We start from the raw sequence: 16,239 nt of genomic DNA, 5'->3' as shown, positions 1-16,239 counted from the left end.
TCAGCCCCTTTTAAAAAACACAAAATGTGGTTGATATGTTGTATTTAGTCCCAATATATTTCCCCAGTCTTCCCCCAGAGCCAGAAACGCAATACGGTACGAAGCCGTTTTTTTTGTCGGAACTTAAGGCAGATTGCGGAGTCTTTTTTTCATTCGAAAAAAACGCTTGATTCCAGCGGAATCACGTCTATAATCCGCTTTTTTTTCACGTGCAATTAAATAAGGAACAGGAGGTCATCATGACAAGCAAAGCAAACTATTTCGCGCCCGCTGATCTGGTAAACATTCACACTCCCGTAACGTAGTGCCTCCTTCAGAAAGGAAGACTCTCATGCAAATGCGTACCACCGCTCTACGGCGCGACGTAGAAGCCGAAGAAGTATTCGACACCCATCCCGAAGTCAGACTGGATTTTGAACATGTCCAGGCAGTCTTGAAAAAAGGCTACAGCAAGCCCTTCCTGCTGGTTGACACCGATATCATTCGCAATAAAGCCCGCCGGTTCAAAGCAGCCATGCCACAGGTGCAGCCGCACTATGCGGTCAAGGCAAATCCGGATCCGCGCGTACTGAGAACGATGATCGAAGAAGGTGTTGGATTTGAAATCGCCTCGATTTCGGAACTGGATCTCCTGCTTAGCCTGGGCGTGCCCGCTGCGGAGATTTATTACAGCAACCCGATGAAGTCACGTGCCTATCTGGAATATGCCGCGTCCAAGGGCGTGGAATGGTATGTGCTGGACAGCGTCGAGGAGTTGCGTAAAATCGCGAGCGTCAAGCCCGATGCAAAAATGTATTTGCGCATTGATACGCCCAACATCGGCAGTGATTGGCCGCTGGCAGGTAAATTTGGTACGCATACCGCCGAGATCGACGGCATCGTCAGCGAAGCGGCAAAACTCAATGCCGATCTGGCGGGCGTGACTTTCCATGTGGGTTCGCAGTGCCGTAATCCACAGAACTGGCGAGTGGGTATCGAACGGGCCAAAAAGGTTTTTGCCGACATGCGCAGAGTTGGCTTGAACCCGCGTTTACTCAATATCGGCGGTGGGTATCCGGTACGTCATGTCAAGCCTATTCCATCGATAGAAATAATAGCAGACGTTGTAAATGAGGCGATTGCGGACTTGCCGAAAGAAATTCGCGTCATGGCCGAGCCGGGACGTTACCTTGTGTCGGATGCGGCTTATTTTGTCTGCCGGGTAGTCGGTACGGCAACGCGCAATGGCAAACGCTGGATGTATTGGGATGCGGGCATGTTCGGCGGCGTGATCGAGGTTACAGAGGGTCTGCGTTATGAAATTCTTTCCGACCGCAAGGGACAGAATATTCCCTGGTCCGTGGGCGGACCAACCTGCGATTCAGTGGACATTCTCATGCGGGACGAAATGCTGCCGGAAGATATCGAGGAGGGTGATTTCATCTATATCCCGAATGCAGGGGCTTATACTACCGCGTACGCCAGCAATTTCAACGGATTTCCGTTACCGGACGTGGTCGTTGTGTAACGACTCCGTAATGCCAATTGCAAAATAAAAAATGGGCGGAGGCCAAGGAATGGCCTCCGCCGGGAATGGCCCTTCGCCCATTTATTTTTCAAAGTGATCCGGAATAGCCGCCACGATAAGTTCCTTTACCTGTTTTCCGGTCATATACCACGAAATGGTATTCCAACCCGTTCTCATCCCCCCAGCAGTATTTTTCACGCGAGGTTTCGCTCCATTCTTCGTGGTCGAATTCCGGAAATAATACATCCCCATCGAAATCTCTCTGAATCTCCGTAATATATAATCTGTCGCACAGCGGCAATATTTGCCGGAATATTTCAGCGCCGCCAATAACAAAGCTTTCGGAATCATCCGCCGCAGCATGTGGATCCTGGTTTTGTCTGTCGTCCTCACAAGCTCTCAATGCTTCCGCTATCGAGTTCACGACGATGGCGCCCGGGACTTTATATTCTGTCTGGCTTGTAACGATAATACACGTGCGCCCCGGAAGCGGCTTGCCGATGGACTCATACGTTTTACGTCCCATGATAATGCGATGCCCCATGGTGAGCGCCTTGAAGTGCTTCAGATCCGGCGGCAACCGCCACGGCAAGCTATTGTCCTTGCCCATCACGCGATTCTTTGCCACCGCTGCCAAAGCGGAGAGTTGCGTGGTCATACCGCCACCGGCGCCGAAATGGCTGGATGAGGATCATAACCTTCCAGCCTGAAATCTTCGTACCCGAAATCAAAAATGCCCGTGATTGCCGGATTCAATTTCATCACCGGCAGGGCTCTCGGTTTACGGCTTAATTGTTCTCGTGCCTGCGTCAGATGGTTCAGGTAAAGGTGTGCATCGCCAAATGTATGCACGAAATCGCCCGGTCTCAAGCGACAACTTTGTGCTGCCATCAAAGTAAGCAGGGCATAGGAGGCGATGTTGAATGGCACACCAAGGAAGATGTCGGCGCTGCGCTGATAAAGCTGGCAGGAAAGCTTGCCATCAACCACGTAAAATTGAAACAAGGCATGGCATGGCGCCAATTTCATCTCCTGTAATTCGCTCACGTTCCAGGATGAAACTATCATACGCCGTGAATCCGGGGTATTCCTGATCTGTTCGATTATTTGCGTAATTTGATCAATATTGCCTCCGCCCATGCTTGGCCAGGATCGCCACTGGCGGCCATATATCGGGCCCAGGTCGCCGTTCTCGTCGGCCCATTCATTCCAGATGGAAACGCCATTGTCCTTGAGGTATTGGATATTGGTATCGCCGCGTAAAAACCATAGCAGTTCGTGGATGATGGACTTCAAATGGCATTTCTTCGTGGTCACCAGCGGAAAGCCTTCGGATAAGTCGAAACGCATCTGGTATCCGAATATGGAAAGCGTACCGGTGCCTGTGCGATCTGATTTCCTGTGTCCGTGGTCGAGCACGTGTTGCATGAGTTCAAGGTACTGGCGCATTGAGGGTGGATGAGGAGCAGCGATAGAAAAGATAAGGAGCGATAATTGAAAAGCCCGGATCAGCGAAACTGTATTGGCGAATCTAAAAGAATCAAATGTATTATAGTATCATTTTCCATAATTGTGATTTGAGGTAGGCTGATGCTCGCGTCATTGAAACAAAATGCTTTACCCGTAAGTCCATCTGTCAAGGCAACGCACATTCTGGTAATGCTGCCGCAGGCCGATGTTTCAACCGGGAAGCCATCGGATAAGCCATCGGTTAAGCTTTCGACTAAGCTGGATTTTCTGGGTAAAGGCATTCTGGAAGTCCTGCTGTCGAGGCGCAAGATGCAGCCTGGAGAAATTGGCGATACCCCGCTGGCAGCAAATCTCGAAAGTGGTACTTTATGCGTTTGGGTGACGGTGGATTTGAGCAAATCTCTGTTCGAGCAACAAACATCGGTGCGCAAAGCCGTGCATTTGTTGCTGGAAGAAAATCCGGCGGAAATACATCTTGCAATTTATGGCGATAACAGTCAAAAGCGCGCCTTTGCGCAATTGGCGGTATATGCCGCCTGGGTTAATGGACCGGCGTTGCCTTTACGGAAAACAGGAAACAAGAACGCGCGGGCGCAGCCGCTCGCTCGAATCGTGCTGCATGGATATAAGGAACCGGATAATTTTGCGTTGCTGCATGCCAAAGCGGAAGGCAATCTACTCACGCGTGAACTGACAATATTGCCGCCCAACGAATTGACACCGGAGCTTTATCGCAAGCAAATCAAAAAACTGGCCGTCAGCGAAGGGTGGAAGTATCAGGATTTCGATGTCAAGGCATTGCGTAAAATGGGCGCGGGTGCATTTGTTGCCGTGGCTCAAGGCAGTGATCCGGAGGATGCCGCTATCGTGCATTTGCGACGGTGCGTCAAAAGCGCGAACAAAACGGTCGCTCTGGTGGGAAAAGGCATCTGCTTCGATACCGGGGGCCACAATTTGAAACCGGCCCGCCACATGCACGGCATGCACGAGGATATGAACGGTTCGGCTGTCGCGCTGGGCCTCCTGTTGGCTGCAACTCGTGCCAATCTGCCGTTAAATATCGATTGCTGGCTCGCCATCGCCCAGAACCATATTGGCCCGCGTGCTTACAAGCAGAACGATGTCATAACCGCTCTAAACGGCACCACTATCGAGATTATTCATACGGATGCTGAAGGACGAATGGTGCTGGCGGACACGTTGACGCTGGCCGCAAAGCAGAAGCCCGATGTAATGATCGATTTTGCGACGTTGACCGGGAGCATGCACGTGGCGCTTGGATCCCACTACAGCGGGATTTTAAGCAATCGGGAGGACCTGATAGGGAAGGCATTAACAGCGGGGAAATCCACTGGCGAGAGAGTCTATGCATTTCCCCTGGATACCGACTACGATGTGGAACTGGAAAGCAAGATTGCCGACATCAAGCAGTGCACCCTGGACGGCGACGCGGATCATATTCTCGCTGCTCGCTTTCTCAACCGGTTTGTGGATGACATACCCTGGTTGCATATGGATCTCTCCTCCAGCAACAACAAGGGAGGGCTGGGCGCGGTGGGTAGTGATGTCACTGGCTTTGGCGTGGCGTGGGGAGTCGAGATGTTACGCGAGTTGCAGGCCTAGCCGGGTAGGCTGACTGATAGATAAACCTGGGGCCGAGTTTATCGCCTGATCAAACAATTTGCAGCACTATCTTGCCGGTGGTATGTCCTGCTTCTATCAGTCGGTGTGCCTCCGCAGCCTTCTCCAGTGGTAGTGCAAGACCAACATGAACCTTGAGGATGCCCTGCTCGAACAGTTTCGCCCCGTGCTCAAGTATCCGTGTCTGCATGACACGCGCAGGGTGCAAGCCGAAATAGAGAGGGGCCGCCATTTGCACGTAACCGATACACAGATTGCGCAGCCGTGCCGTATTGGTGTGCTGGATGTCGCATGAAGTCGAGAGCAGCGTGACCACGTGGCCATACAGCCGGGTTGCAGCAAAGGATCTGCAAAACGTTTCACCACCCACCGTATCCATTACCAGTCTCACGCCCAGGCCATCCGTCCAGTTCAACGTGGCTTCAACAAAATCCTGTCGACTATAGTCGATCGCCAGTTCGACGCCCAGTGATCGTACAAGCTCGGCCTTCAGGGAATTTGAGACGGTGGTGGCGATTCGTGCATTAAAGTAACCGGCAAGCTGAATCGCAATATGGCCAACGCCACCCGCCCCAGCGTGTATCAACGTGGATTGGCCGTCCCTCAAATCGCCGCGATTTACCAACGCTTCCCACGCTGTGATCAGCGCCAGCGGTATACCCGCAGCTTCCAGCATGGAGAGATTTCCCGGTTTCAATACCAGATAGTCTTCCTGCACCACCGTGTATTCGGCGTACGTTCCCGGTGCGCCGCCCAGGCCATTATTAAAAAAAAATACCTCATCACCCGGACGTACACGCGTGACTGAACTACCCACCGCTTCCACTATCCCTGCACCGTCGCAACCCAGAACCGAGGGCAGCTTATCCGGATAGTACATATTGAGCTTGCGTACCTTCGTATCTATCGGATTCACGCCTGCGGCATGCAGCTTTACCAGCACGCTTGATGGACCGATCAGAACAGGTATGGGGATATCCGCAGTTGCCAGGACATCCGGTTCCCCCGGCGCATTCATCAGAACAGCTCTCATGGTTTTCCTTTATTCTTGCGCCGGATATATCGGCTAAACCGCTGCCACCGGCTGATCGCATGCTCGGCTTTATCCTGCGCGCTTTCCTCTCGATCACGAACTGTGCTCAGTTTTACCTGTTCATGAATCTGGCGTAAGGTCAAACCGCCGGGACCTTTTATCTTGTCGGGATCAGGTTTCTCCATCATCGGATCATTGTGAAAATAGCGGGTATGAAGGATATGTTAAACTTCAAGCCTTGATTTTGCGAGAAAAATAAAATGTCCGGCAATACCCTCGGGAAGCTTTTTTGTGTTACTTCTTTTGGAGAATCTCATGGCCCCGCCATCGGTTGCGTTGTCGATGGCTGCCCGCCGGGAATGGAGTTATCTACTGAGGATATCCAGCAGGATCTGGACCGACGCAAGCCTGGTACGTCGCGCTACGTAACCCAGCGGCGCGAATCAGACACGGTGGAAATCCTTTCCGGGGTGTTCGAGGGCAGGACTACAGGTACGCCCATTGCGCTGCTGATCCGCAACGAAGACCAGCGCAGCAAGGATTACAGCAAAATCATGGATACCTTTCGTCCAGGACATGCAGACTATGTTTACTGGCAAAAATACGGGATACGCGATTACCGAGGCGGCGGACGTTCCTCCGCGCGCGAAACGGCAGTGCGGGTAGCGGCAGCCGCTATTGCCAGGAAATGGCTCCATACAAAATATGGCGTTGTAATACGTGGTTTTATGGCCCAGTTAGGGCCGGTGGAGATCCCGTTCAAACAATGGGACGCAGTACGCCAGAACCCATTTTTTGCCCCTGACCCAGATCTGGTGCCCGGTCTGGAAGAATTCATGGATAAGCTGCGCAAATCCGGTGATTCCGTCGGTGCAAAAATTTGTGTAGTGGCAGAAGGCGTTCCGGTAGGCTGGGGCGAGCCCGTATATGATCGCCTGGATGCGGAGATCGCTTACGCCATGATGAGCATCAATGCGATAAAAGGTGTAGAAATTGGTGCCGGGTTCGCTGCTGTGTCCCAGAAGGGCACCGAGCATTCCGACGAGATCACACCGGAAGGATTCCTGAGCAACAATGCGGGCGGCATAGTGGGAGGAATTTCCACGGGTCAGGATATCGTCGTGAACATTGCGGTTAAACCGACATCGAGCATCCGTCTTGGACGACGCTCGATAGACAAGGCTGGCAAACCGGCCGTAGTGGAAACGCATGGCAGGCACGATCCGTGCGTGGGTATCCGCGCCACCCCTATCGCCGAGGCAATGCTGGCCCTGGTTCTGATGGATCATGCCTTGCGTCACCGTGCGCAAAATGCAGACGTGGTGTGCACAACGCCAAAAATTCCAGGCAGGGTCGGGCCTCAAGGCAGAAGTTCGTCCAATGCCAGGGAAAGGCCGGAATTGACGGAAAACCCTGACCCCGATGAGGCTTGAGGCTCACCTTCATCCCTCATTCCTTACCCTCCACACTACGCCCGGCAGGAGCAGTTTACGCGCATTTTCCGGTTTAACCGCGTATCCACCCGGTATTGCTCCAGCATTCGTGTCCGAAGTGCCCGAACGCAAGGTCAGCTTAGGTCTGCAGAAAATCCTTGAATGGCGAATCACAAGCGGGCATGGGTAATCCTATCAAAAAACCTTGTGCATAATCTATCTGCATTTCCTCCAGAATGGATAGCGTTGCAGCGTTCTCAACGAACTCGGCCGTTGTTTTCTTGCCAAATCCTCTTGCCACATCACATAAGGCTTTTACCAGAATTTGATCGTCGGGGCTATCGGCCAGGTTTCGTATAAACGAACCATCGATCTTCACAACGTCAATCGGTAGTTGTCTTATGTAATAGAAGGAGGAGAAGCCGACACCAAAATCATCCAGGGTAAAACTGCAGCCTAGTGTTCTGATCATTTCCATGAGTTTCCTTGCGGCAGGCAAATCTTCCAATGCCGCTGTCTCGGTTATTTCAAACATGAAGTTCGAAGGATCCGCGTTATATTGAGTGAACGCCTCCCTCAACATCGGTAATAACTCCGGATCATGAAATGCGTGAGCTGACAGGTTTATGGAAAAACGGACACGGTGGCCCCGGTGCTGGATTTCCGCCGATTGTGCAATGGATTTCCGTAACACCATATGATCGATGGCATGAATAAGGCCAGTCTGTTCCGCTGCGGGTATAAAAAAGTGAGGAGCAAGTATGGTTCCGTCATCATCGAGCATGCGCAGCAGTACCTCGTAATGGTCGATGGTCTTGTCCGGGATATGCATGATAGGCTGGAAATAAAACAGGAACCGTTCATGCAAGAGCGCATACTCGATCTTTTCTTTCCAATACACGAGGGTGTGCATGCGTTCGCGGGTCTTCTCCTCATTGGAGAACAGATGCCAGCCGCCTCGTCCTGCTTCCTTGGCCTGGTACATGGCCAGATCAGCTGCCGCCAGTAGATCATGCACGTTGTTTCCGTGTTCGGGAAAAAGGGCAATACCAACGCTGGCGGAAGCTTTATGCGTTCGGCTGTTTATCGCGATCTTTCCCTGATTCAGGCAAGCAAGCGCATTTTTCGCGACTTCTATCGCTCCCTCGGGGGTGGTTTGAGGTAGTATCACGGCAAATTCATCGCCGCCCAGCCGCCCCAGTATATCGACACTGCGAATGCTGCCAAGCAACATGCGGGCGACCATCTTCAGCAGGGCATCTCCAGCCTGGTGGCCGCTCGTATCGTTTATATACTTGAATTGATCCAGGTCGAAAAAGAGCAATGCGCCGGAATGCTTGTAGCGCGCAGCCAGATTCAGCATCTGCTCCAGTTCTTCCTGAAAGCGGCGCCGGTTGAATAAATCGGTCAATGGATCATGGTCGGCCAGCCAGGCCAGTCGACCCTCCGTCCGCTTATGTTCGGTCATATCCAGACCTACCGATAGCATCGCAGGGTCGTCCTCAGCGTGTCGCGTGAGGCGGGAATGCAGCCAGAGGATATGCCTTATCGATGCATCCTTGCACAAGACATTGGCTTCGTGGCGTAATTGGTCTCTTCGTTCAGAACGTACTTCCTCCAGATGGCCTGGAAGATCGCGCAGATCTCCGTCAAGAGTAAGAAGATCGAGGAATTGTGTTCCTTGAAGCTCTTTTTCCGTATATTGAATAAGTGTTTCCCCGTGCGCGTTAAGCGTAAGAATTTCGCCGTCCGCGTTCTGTGTGATCACGATCACTTGCGCGATATCAAGCAGATTTGTGATGAAATCCCTCTCCTTGCTTAATTCCTCCATTTTTCTCGCCAATATCGCGGTCCGGTCGGCGACCTGATCTTCAAGTTTCTCGAGTTGAAAAGACAGGGCCGCCGCTGTTTCATCGAGCATATCGATTTCATCTTTTAACCATCGTTTCTGGCCGACGGAATGAAGCTCCAGGCGGAAATTCTTGAAACTGCTGCGGGCCAGGAGCGGCAACGTAAAGACAATGTGTTTGAGCCGCGAGAGTGGCCTGGTAAGTATGACAAATAATAGCAGCTCCGAGAGTACGAGTCCCACCAGCCCTATTATCATATTCTGCTGTGTGGAACTTTGAATGGTGTGGATGGTGGAGGTAATATCGGTGACGACTATAAACTGCGCGTTATCAGACGCATTCATTTTTCCCAGGGAAAGCGGCTTGATTTGCAGGTACTGGTTTTCCCAGAAAACCTGAACACCGTTCTCCAACTGGTTAAAATCCGGGTATTGCAATGCGGCCTGGTCGAGAATCGCAAGGTTCATTTCTCTGCTGTGTGCCGCGATCCGGACATCCCAACTGGAAATTCTCTTTTCGTTACTCTTGGGCGTATTGCCTGGTTCCTGGATAAGTAAACCAATATCGGCCCCGGAAATATCCTTGAACCCGAGGACGGCGTCGACCAGCGGAGCACCTATGACGACAACGCCAACGCTATTGCCGTCTACCAGCAAGGGCGCCGCTACGAATTGCATACAGCTTTGCCGGCAGCTTAGCGGGCTGATGGGTTGTTCTCGAGCATTGACCTTGCGAACCCAATTCAGCATTACGTTGTCATGAGTATCAGATTTGGAGGCGCCCCAGCTTGCGAGCAGTTGATTCGAATTGTCATAAAAACGTATCAGCTCGAAGCCCTTGGTAAGCTGAAATGGCACCCAATACGGATCGAATGCCTCGGCGATGTTTTTTCCGTCATGTGCCAGTAGACCTTTACCCATTCCTTCCAGAAAAGGGATCAATTCGGCGGACTGATGCAGATTTCTCGAAATCTGATCTATTAAACCTTCAACCTCACTGGCATAACGCCGGTGTTGCGCATTTCGCTGGCTCTCAAAATCATCCATCAGACTGACATAAATAATCCCGGTGAACGAAACCACAATGGCGATCAGGATCAAACTGCTTAGCAGCAAGACTTTCCATTTCAGGCTCAGAAAATTATGTGATCCGGAATCGATCGTACCATCAAGCCGAGCAGTGTTTTTATGGAGATTCTTTTCCATCAGGGTTATCGCTAGAACCGGTAGGAACCGAGGATTGAAAAGAGATCCCAGTGCTGAGACCGGTCAGCGGGATTTGAATTATCCAGCGTCGAGAGCCAAGCGGTGCCATTGACGCGGTGATATTCGGCCCGCAGCATAAACGATGGCGTGATATTCCAGCGCAGGCCGACAGTAATATCCTTGGCAAATCGATTATGCGCCGCGCGTCCCGTGGCGGCCGCCCATTTTTTTCCCTGACGATCATCGCTATCGGTGTACAGAACATCGTATCGCAGCATCGCTTCCCACTCGGGGGTAATACGATAGGCGCCTTGAAGGTAATAGCTCTCCCCCGTGAAATCCAAGTTGAGCGGAGCCAACCCAAAATTCTTGTACTCAAGGTGGCGTCGCGCATATTCAGCCGTGAGGCTCCAGCGCTCGGCGTTATATTGAGCGGAGAAAATGAGGGGCGTGAAGCGAATAGTGCCCGTTTGAATTAGATCCGCTACCCCCGGGCTATAACCTAGATTGAGCTGCGATCCGCTGAGTGCGAAGCGAAGTTTGCCTTCGTCGAGTTCGTACATTACGCGACCGATATATGACAATTTCGGGGTAAAGTGACCGGGAAAATCATGTCCCAGGAAGGCCACCTCGGTTTCTGCGCCTCTAACCAACGGGCGTCCCGTCCCAAGCTGAAAGGAAATTACCCCTATGTTGGAGCGGTGCTCACCGTACAAATGTGCGCCGTCCGCAGCAATCGCGAGCTTGCGTGTGCGGTCGAAATATATTGATTGTGGTAAAAGTATGCTGGGCCGCGTGAAGGGAACGTCACGCGTGTCATTGTAGAAGCCGAGCGGGTTTTTCATTCTGCCCAGTCGTATTCCCAGTTGACTGGTTTCACCGGAGAGGAAAGTGTAGTCAATAAATCCATAATCGAGCCGGATGTTGCCGGGACTGCCTTCGCCTGCCGTGCGTGATAGCATCTGTGCCGAAAACTGCAGATTGGTCAGGGGGCGCATCGAAGCGTTGAGCCCAAATTCTCTAAAGTCAAAGCTGCCGCTATCAGAAGCGCTTTTACCGAAAACATTATTCTCCGAACTCTTTAACCACCCCTGGCTCGCGAACCCGTGTATCTGAAGGTTTTGCGGCAGTTTTTCCGCTTGAGCAGCAAGACTCAACAGGAAAGCCGGCATGACAACCAGCCTGACAGTCCATGGGGAACGGACTGAGGCGCTATTTGATATGGAGTACATTGACTCTGCCATCCATCATGGATTTGTTCAAATAGCCTATTGCCCCAGGTGTGCTGGCAACCTTGGCAAGCATTTCCTCGGGGGACGCTACGGTATAAGGCGCTTGACCCGTTCCGGAAAATACAAGCCGGTCCCAGGCTGAGCGAAGCTGGTACGGAAAGACGTTGAGCTTTTCCTTGGAAAAGGCGGTGTGTAAAGGCGTATCGTCCGGCATCACAAACACTCGGATGGCCGTACCATCTGACCACGTATGCAGGCGCATGCCGAAGATGGCACGCAAGGAACCCTTGGAAAGTGTTTTTTCGGTGACGCCGGGGTGGGTTATGATCTCATATTGATCCGTTGCCCGAGCAATGCCTACGGCATATAGCATACTGAGCAACAGGCACACGAATACGATAAAACGGCCAGTATTTTTTTTAATTGCCACGATTTATATTATTGATCGATCATTTCGTGGGCCGCACACTGAAGCCTGGCTGAAGCTACTGCCCGCCAAATAACTGATAGAGAAATGGCTAATAGGGTCAACGACAATCTTTGAAATGTATACGGTGTGTTAGAGGCCGATTTGCTTCTATGCAATCGCTATTCTGGAGTCTAGTTTCTTAATATTTTGTACTGATATCTGGCTAATTGGTTTTGTCGGCTTTGGCCAGGCATTGCCATAATTGGTAATCAATTCCCAAATGTCGTTATTATTTACATAAATCCTTTCCAGGATCTTGATCAAATCGATGAAGTACGGTTGACGTAGGCCGTGATAGTCGATCAACGGTCCAATAGCATCAAATTGCATGCCGTAGTGGCCCAACAACCTGTTCAGGGAGGGATCCATCACCGAGAAGCAGTGTGTGATATTGTGTCGAGCGGACATACGTACAATGCCAACAACAAGCGCCAGAAGGGGATGAGGGAAACGACGTTGCTTTTTTCTATCGCTCCCTTCAACAGCTATTTCACTTCCAAACTTTTCGCAGTCCCCCCTGCGTCGACGGAATCGGCGCACAATAAGTAAGCGCGATATTTCGGCGGTATGTTGTCGAGGAAGCGCTCTGACATCAAAAAGTGCGGGATCAAACCGGGTATGCTGTTCAATAGGAAACGGCGTTTCCAGATTCAGCGGAACTGGAAGTATCAAACGCGCAGTTCCTACAAAATCACCGGAGGGGCGGTGGCGAAGAAGAATATGAGATGAACGGTCGTCATAGCTGTCGCGTTCGTACTCTTCGGGATAGCATGAGGCGTCAAATCCTGGCAAACGCTGCTCTATACACAGCACCCGGTAACGCAGACGAAATACTTCGTCCAATAATCCAGAGGAATCAGCTTCGATAACTTCAAAATATTCGTTAAAGGCGGCCACTATGTCATTCATTAGATCAGCTCAGGTAACTTTAATAGAAATCCGCAGATTTTGAAATCGCACCGCTGTTTATTCGCTTCAGCGCATATAGGCCGACCCGGAAATACCTTTGCCTGGCTACCGTTCTCTCCAGTTGGAAGCGCTTTTATCAGACGTCATTACTACTAGGAGCAAGCGGACCGATAAATGCCCCGGCTGTCCCTACGTAAAAAATTTCAAAACAAATCGTGTTCCCTGTTCCCTTGTTTCCTTTGTTGGCAATAGAATGTATTTTTTCCTTTCCGGCTTGTCAGGTATAACGGCACAAACTGTCTCATCTTTTGCCGCTGATTGCACAGCATGGCGTCGCCTTGGGTTTTCGCTTATTTTTGCTGGGTGAGTTGTGCGGCGTGACTGGTCTGTTTTCTGCCATGGGTAGCTGGATTCTGTTTCCGCCAGCGCTGCTGCGGGTATGCCTCCAATATAACGAGGCAGCATAATGTGTGGGACGTTCGGAATAAGGGGCTTGGGAAGCGCCGCGATTTCATGGCCACGAAGCGCATTGCTCATGATCTGACAGGATTGCGGTCTGAACTCAAGTTGCCCAACGCGCGCTGTAACACTTCGATAGTCGGGCATTGAGTTGGCCTGGAGTCAGATTGAAGGGTGGGCGGCATAAGCTTTCATCTCTCGGAGGAAGCATGCTTTCAGCCATCTATTATTGTTGATCGGGGAACATGCTATGAGACAACGGATTGGGATTCATGCATAGCTGTAAGATTTTACAGCTAGGAATCGCTTGAATCGGCGGTAATCGGCTACTGTGGCTGATTCAGGGAAAATGGGGGATTATCCCTGCAGGATTTCTGTTTAGCTGCTAAATTGATAGGGGGTACTGCTCAAGCCGATGCATTTCTGCCCCCCAAATCGAAGCTGGTACGAGTTTGTCGCAGAATCGTCAATTGCACATACAGCAGGCGGCGTCGGCACGACAGTACAGGTCTTCAACTCTTATCGATACCCGACTGTACTGCCTGCTATAATTTTAACCCCGAGCTGATACCACAAATGAAAGAGGCCGAGTTCCGGGCAAATGCGGGATTCCCCAAAATTTGAGCGGAATGCGTATCCTGAATAGTGGTGCCCAGAAGAGGACTCGAACCTCCACAGTGTTGCCACCGCTAGGACCTGAACCTAGTGCGTCTACCAATTCCGCCATCTGGGCAATGGTGCGTCTTGTCCGGATATGGGACAGAGGCGCAATTTTATAGGAAATCATCGCTTTGTCAATTAAGAAGAAACGTAAACTCCGCGATCTGGATCCTAAGCTTGAGCGCGAAAAGGCTCGCTATGGCCACGCGCTGCCGAGCAGAGAATTTATACTCCAAATCCTGGAAGAGCAGGGTATTCCGGTAAATGAGAAAGCGCTGCAGAGCCTGCTCGAAATCGCCGAGGAAGAACACGAAATTTTCGGTCGCCGTATTTCCGCAATGTTACGCGAGGGTCAGATCATGCGTAACCGGAAGGGCGATATCTGTGTGGTCGAGAAGCTCGACCTTATCAAGGGCAAGGTTCAGGGACATCCGGACGGTTTCGGCTTCCTGGTGCCCGACGATGACAGTCCGGATTTATTTCTGAGCGCCAAGGAAATGCACAAGGCGCTGCATGGCGACCGCGTAATGGTGCGCGAAATCGGTGTGGACAGGCGCGGACGCAGGGAAGGAACAATTGTTGAGGTGTTGGAACGTGCTGTCACACAATTGGTAGGGCGACTGCACGACGATCACGGAATTTTGTTTGTGGAGGCCGAGAACAGACGTATCAGCCAGGATATCCTGATACCCAGGGAAGAATCCATGAACGCGAAGGCGGGCAAGGTGGTGATGGTCGAAATCATCCAGCAGCCCAGTAAACACGCCCAGCCCATTGGCCGCATCATCGAAATTCTGGGTGAATATACAGCGCCCGGAATGGAGATTGAAATTGCTTTGCGCAAACATGATCTGCCTCATCAGTTTCCGCCGGAGGTGGAAAAACGCTCCGCCAAATTCCCCGACAAAGTGCTGAAAACAGATCTGGTGGAGAGGGAGGATATCCGGCATTTGCCATTGGTGACAATAGATGGGGAAACCGCGCGAGACTTTGACGACGCTGTGTATTGCGAGCGTGACGGAAAGGATTACAAACTATATGTCGCCATCGCTGACGTCAGTCACTATGTGAGCCCTCGTGATGCGCTCGATCAGGAGGCATTCAATCGCGGCAACTCGATATATTTCCCTCGCCGGGTAATCCCGATGCTGCCGGAAGCGCTTTCCAATGGCTTGTGCTCGCTTAATCCGCAGGTGGAGCGTTTGTGCATGGTATGCGAAGTCAATCTCGATGCAATGGGTAATTTTCGCGAGTACCGTTTCTATCCAGCGGTGATGTTTTCCCACGCCCGGCTCACGTATACCAAAGTCGCGGCCATGCTGGACAATCCCAAGGGTGAGGACGCGAAGCAATATAAAAGCCTCCTGCCGCATATCCAACTGCTCTACAAGTTATTTAAAGTGTTGTTGAAAGCGCGAGCCAAGCGGGGCGCAATCGATTTTGAAACTATTGAAACCCAGATGATTTTCAACGATCAGGGCAAAATCGAGCGTATTCTCCCCGTTAAGCGCAACGATGCCCATCGTCTGATCGAGGAATGCATGCTGGCCGCCAATGTATGTGCCTCGGATTTCTTGCAGAAGCACAAACAGTCTACGCTTTATCGCATTCACGAAGGTCCCACGCCCGAAAAGCTGCTTGCCTTGCGTGATTTCCTCAAGGAATTCGGTGTGCAGCTAAGCGGTGGCGATGAGCCCCATGCCAAGGACTACGCCAAGACGTTGACCAAAATCAAGGATAGGCCGGATGCGCAACTGTTGCAGACCGTAATGCTGCGATCCTTGCGTCAGGCGGTTTACAGTCCGGACAACGTTGGCCATTTTGGTCTTGCATACGAATCTTATACCCATTTCACTTCGCCAATCAGGCGTTACCCCGATCTGCTGGTGCACCGCGCAATCAAGGCCGTGCTGAACGATACAGTATATTCTCCCGGAAACTGGCATGAACTGGGCGCGCATTGCTCACAGACAGAGCGCCGTGCGGACGATGCCAGCCGCGATGTGGAGACATGGCTTAAATGCTATTACATGCAGGATAGAATTGGCGAATCCTTTGACGGCGTCATCAGCGCCGTAACCGGTTTTGGCCTTTTCGTGGCGCTGGATGGCATTTATGTGGAGGGGCTGGTACATATTTCAGAGCTGCCCAGCGACTATTTCCATTTCGATGCCGCCAAGCATAGATTGCTGGGCGAGCGCAGCGGCAAGCGCTACCGCCTGGGCGACCGACTCAGGGTCACGCTGGTGCGAGTCGATCTGGAATCCAGCAAGATTGATTTTGTCCTGGCTGAACATAGTGGACCGGATTCAGCGGATTCAAAAGCCAGGAGCTAGCGATGAGGCGTAATATCGCCTAGTGTTCTTGATCG

13 protein-coding genes and 1 tRNA gene are annotated in these 16,239 nt (G+C 51.6%); 4 read left to right on the top strand and 10 right to left on the bottom strand.

What is annotated here, in order from left to right; genetic code table 11:
* Positions 1–331 precede the first annotated feature (331 nt).
* Positions 332–1,507, top strand: coding sequence for a type III PLP-dependent enzyme (locus BMX66_RS04855; RefSeq protein WP_090878868.1), 1,176 nt, complete (start codon positions 332–334; stop codon positions 1,505–1,507).
* A gap of 88 nt (positions 1,508–1,595) precedes the next feature.
* On the opposite strand, the gene BMX66_RS04850 is transcribed toward BMX66_RS04855, so the two are convergent.
* Together BMX66_RS04850 and BMX66_RS04845 are read right to left on the bottom strand one after the other, a co-directional pair.
* Positions 1,596–2,165, bottom strand: a complete 570-nt coding sequence (locus tag BMX66_RS04850) for a dihydrofolate reductase (protein ID WP_090878866.1) — start codon at positions 2,163–2,165, stop codon at positions 1,596–1,598.
* Positions 2,162–2,956, bottom strand: a complete 795-nt coding sequence (locus BMX66_RS04845; RefSeq protein ID WP_090878864.1) for a thymidylate synthase — start codon at positions 2,954–2,956, stop codon at positions 2,162–2,164. Before BMX66_RS04845 ends, BMX66_RS04850 begins: the two co-directional genes overlap by 4 nt.
* A gap of 141 nt (positions 2,957–3,097) precedes the next feature.
* On the opposite strand from BMX66_RS04845, the gene BMX66_RS04840 reads away from it, so the two are divergent.
* Positions 3,098–4,600 (top strand): M17 family metallopeptidase, encoded by a 1,503-nt coding sequence (locus tag BMX66_RS04840; protein WP_090878862.1) that lies wholly within the window; start codon positions 3,098–3,100, stop codon positions 4,598–4,600.
* A gap of 49 nt (positions 4,601–4,649) precedes the next feature.
* On the opposite strand, the gene BMX66_RS04835 is transcribed toward BMX66_RS04840, so the two are convergent.
* Positions 4,650–5,651 carry a zinc-dependent alcohol dehydrogenase family protein gene (locus tag BMX66_RS04835; RefSeq protein ID WP_090878860.1) on the bottom strand — a complete coding sequence of 334 codons (1,002 nt, stop codon included), beginning with the start codon at positions 5,649–5,651 and terminating at the stop codon, positions 4,650–4,652.
* The gene (locus BMX66_RS04830) at positions 5,648–5,839 is read right to left on the bottom strand and encodes a hypothetical protein (RefSeq protein WP_255398813.1); all 192 of its coding nucleotides are present in this window, start codon (positions 5,837–5,839) and stop codon (positions 5,648–5,650) included. Before BMX66_RS04830 ends, BMX66_RS04835 begins: the two co-directional genes overlap by 4 nt.
* Positions 5,840–5,911: 72 nt before the next feature.
* On the opposite strand from BMX66_RS04830, the gene aroC reads away from it, so the two are divergent.
* Positions 5,912–7,084: a chorismate synthase gene (gene aroC, locus BMX66_RS04825; protein WP_090878856.1), complete on the top strand. Its 1,173-nt coding sequence runs from the start codon at positions 5,912–5,914 to the stop codon at positions 7,082–7,084.
* Between the two features lie 139 nt (positions 7,085–7,223).
* Here the strand turns inward: aroC and BMX66_RS04820 are convergent, their stop codons facing one another.
* The 6 genes from BMX66_RS04820 to BMX66_RS04795 form a co-directional block, all read right to left on the bottom strand.
* A complete protein-coding gene (locus BMX66_RS04820) occupies positions 7,224–10,139 on the bottom strand; it encodes a bifunctional diguanylate cyclase/phosphodiesterase (protein ID WP_090878854.1) in 2,916 nt (971 codons plus the stop codon).
* 11 nt (positions 10,140–10,150) lie between these two features.
* Positions 10,151–11,371, bottom strand: a complete 1,221-nt coding sequence (locus BMX66_RS04815) for a porin (protein WP_090878852.1) — start codon at positions 11,369–11,371, stop codon at positions 10,151–10,153.
* The gene (locus BMX66_RS04810) at positions 11,352–11,801 is read right to left on the bottom strand and encodes a hypothetical protein (RefSeq protein ID WP_369826955.1); all 450 of its coding nucleotides are present in this window, start codon (positions 11,799–11,801) and stop codon (positions 11,352–11,354) included. Before BMX66_RS04810 ends, BMX66_RS04815 begins: the two co-directional genes overlap by 20 nt.
* Before the next feature lie 147 nt (positions 11,802–11,948).
* Positions 11,949–12,749, bottom strand: coding sequence for a PEP-CTERM/exosortase system-associated acyltransferase (locus BMX66_RS04805; protein WP_090878850.1), 801 nt, complete (start codon positions 12,747–12,749; stop codon positions 11,949–11,951).
* A gap of 189 nt (positions 12,750–12,938) precedes the next feature.
* Entirely contained in the window at positions 12,939–13,355 is a 417-nt protein-coding gene (locus BMX66_RS04800; protein ID WP_143058197.1) for a hypothetical protein, read from the bottom strand.
* A 499-nt stretch (positions 13,356–13,854) separates the two neighbouring features.
* Positions 13,855–13,941 (bottom strand) — tRNA-Leu (locus BMX66_RS04795).
* Between the two features lie 58 nt (positions 13,942–13,999).
* Between BMX66_RS04795 and rnr the strand changes: the two genes are divergently transcribed.
* Positions 14,000–16,204, top strand: a complete 2,205-nt coding sequence (gene rnr, locus BMX66_RS04790) for a ribonuclease R (RefSeq protein WP_090878846.1) — start codon at positions 14,000–14,002, stop codon at positions 16,202–16,204.
* Positions 16,205–16,239: the final 35 nt, after the last annotated feature.

The organism is Nitrosovibrio sp. Nv6 (assembly GCF_900110495.1).
Taxonomy (GTDB): domain Bacteria; phylum Pseudomonadota; class Gammaproteobacteria; order Burkholderiales; family Nitrosomonadaceae; genus Nitrosospira.
The sequence above is the reverse complement of the archived record's forward strand: the minus strand, read 5'-3'. Positions and strand labels throughout refer to the sequence as shown.

Bases quoted from the DNA above. Each gene is read 5' to 3' on its own strand.
- BMX66_RS04815 (WP_090878852.1), bottom strand. From the start codon at position 11,371: ATGTACTCCATATCAAATAGCGCCTCAGTCCGTTCCCCATGGACTGTC.
- BMX66_RS04835 (WP_090878860.1), bottom strand. From the start codon at position 5,651: ATGAGAGCTGTTCTGATGAATGCGCCGGGGGAACCGGATGTCCTGGCA.
- BMX66_RS04840 (WP_090878862.1), top strand. From the start codon at position 3,098: ATGCTCGCGTCATTGAAACAAAATGCTTTACCCGTAAGTCCATCTGTC.
- aroC (WP_090878856.1), top strand. From the start codon at position 5,912: ATGTCCGGCAATACCCTCGGGAAGCTTTTTTGTGTTACTTCTTTTGGA.
- BMX66_RS04845 (WP_090878864.1), bottom strand. From the start codon at position 2,956: ATGCGCCAGTACCTTGAACTCATGCAACACGTGCTCGACCACGGACAC.
- BMX66_RS04855 (WP_090878868.1), top strand. From the start codon at position 332: ATGCAAATGCGTACCACCGCTCTACGGCGCGACGTAGAAGCCGAAGAA.
- BMX66_RS04805 (WP_090878850.1), bottom strand. From the start codon at position 12,749: ATGAATGACATAGTGGCCGCCTTTAACGAATATTTTGAAGTTATCGAA.
- BMX66_RS04850 (WP_090878866.1), bottom strand. From the start codon at position 2,165: ATGACCACGCAACTCTCCGCTTTGGCAGCGGTGGCAAAGAATCGCGTG.
- BMX66_RS04800 (WP_143058197.1), bottom strand. From the start codon at position 13,355: ATGCCCGACTATCGAAGTGTTACAGCGCGCGTTGGGCAACTTGAGTTC.
- BMX66_RS04830 (WP_255398813.1), bottom strand. From the start codon at position 5,839: ATGATGGAGAAACCTGATCCCGACAAGATAAAAGGTCCCGGCGGTTTG.
- BMX66_RS04820 (WP_090878854.1), bottom strand. From the start codon at position 10,139: ATGGAAAAGAATCTCCATAAAAACACTGCTCGGCTTGATGGTACGATC.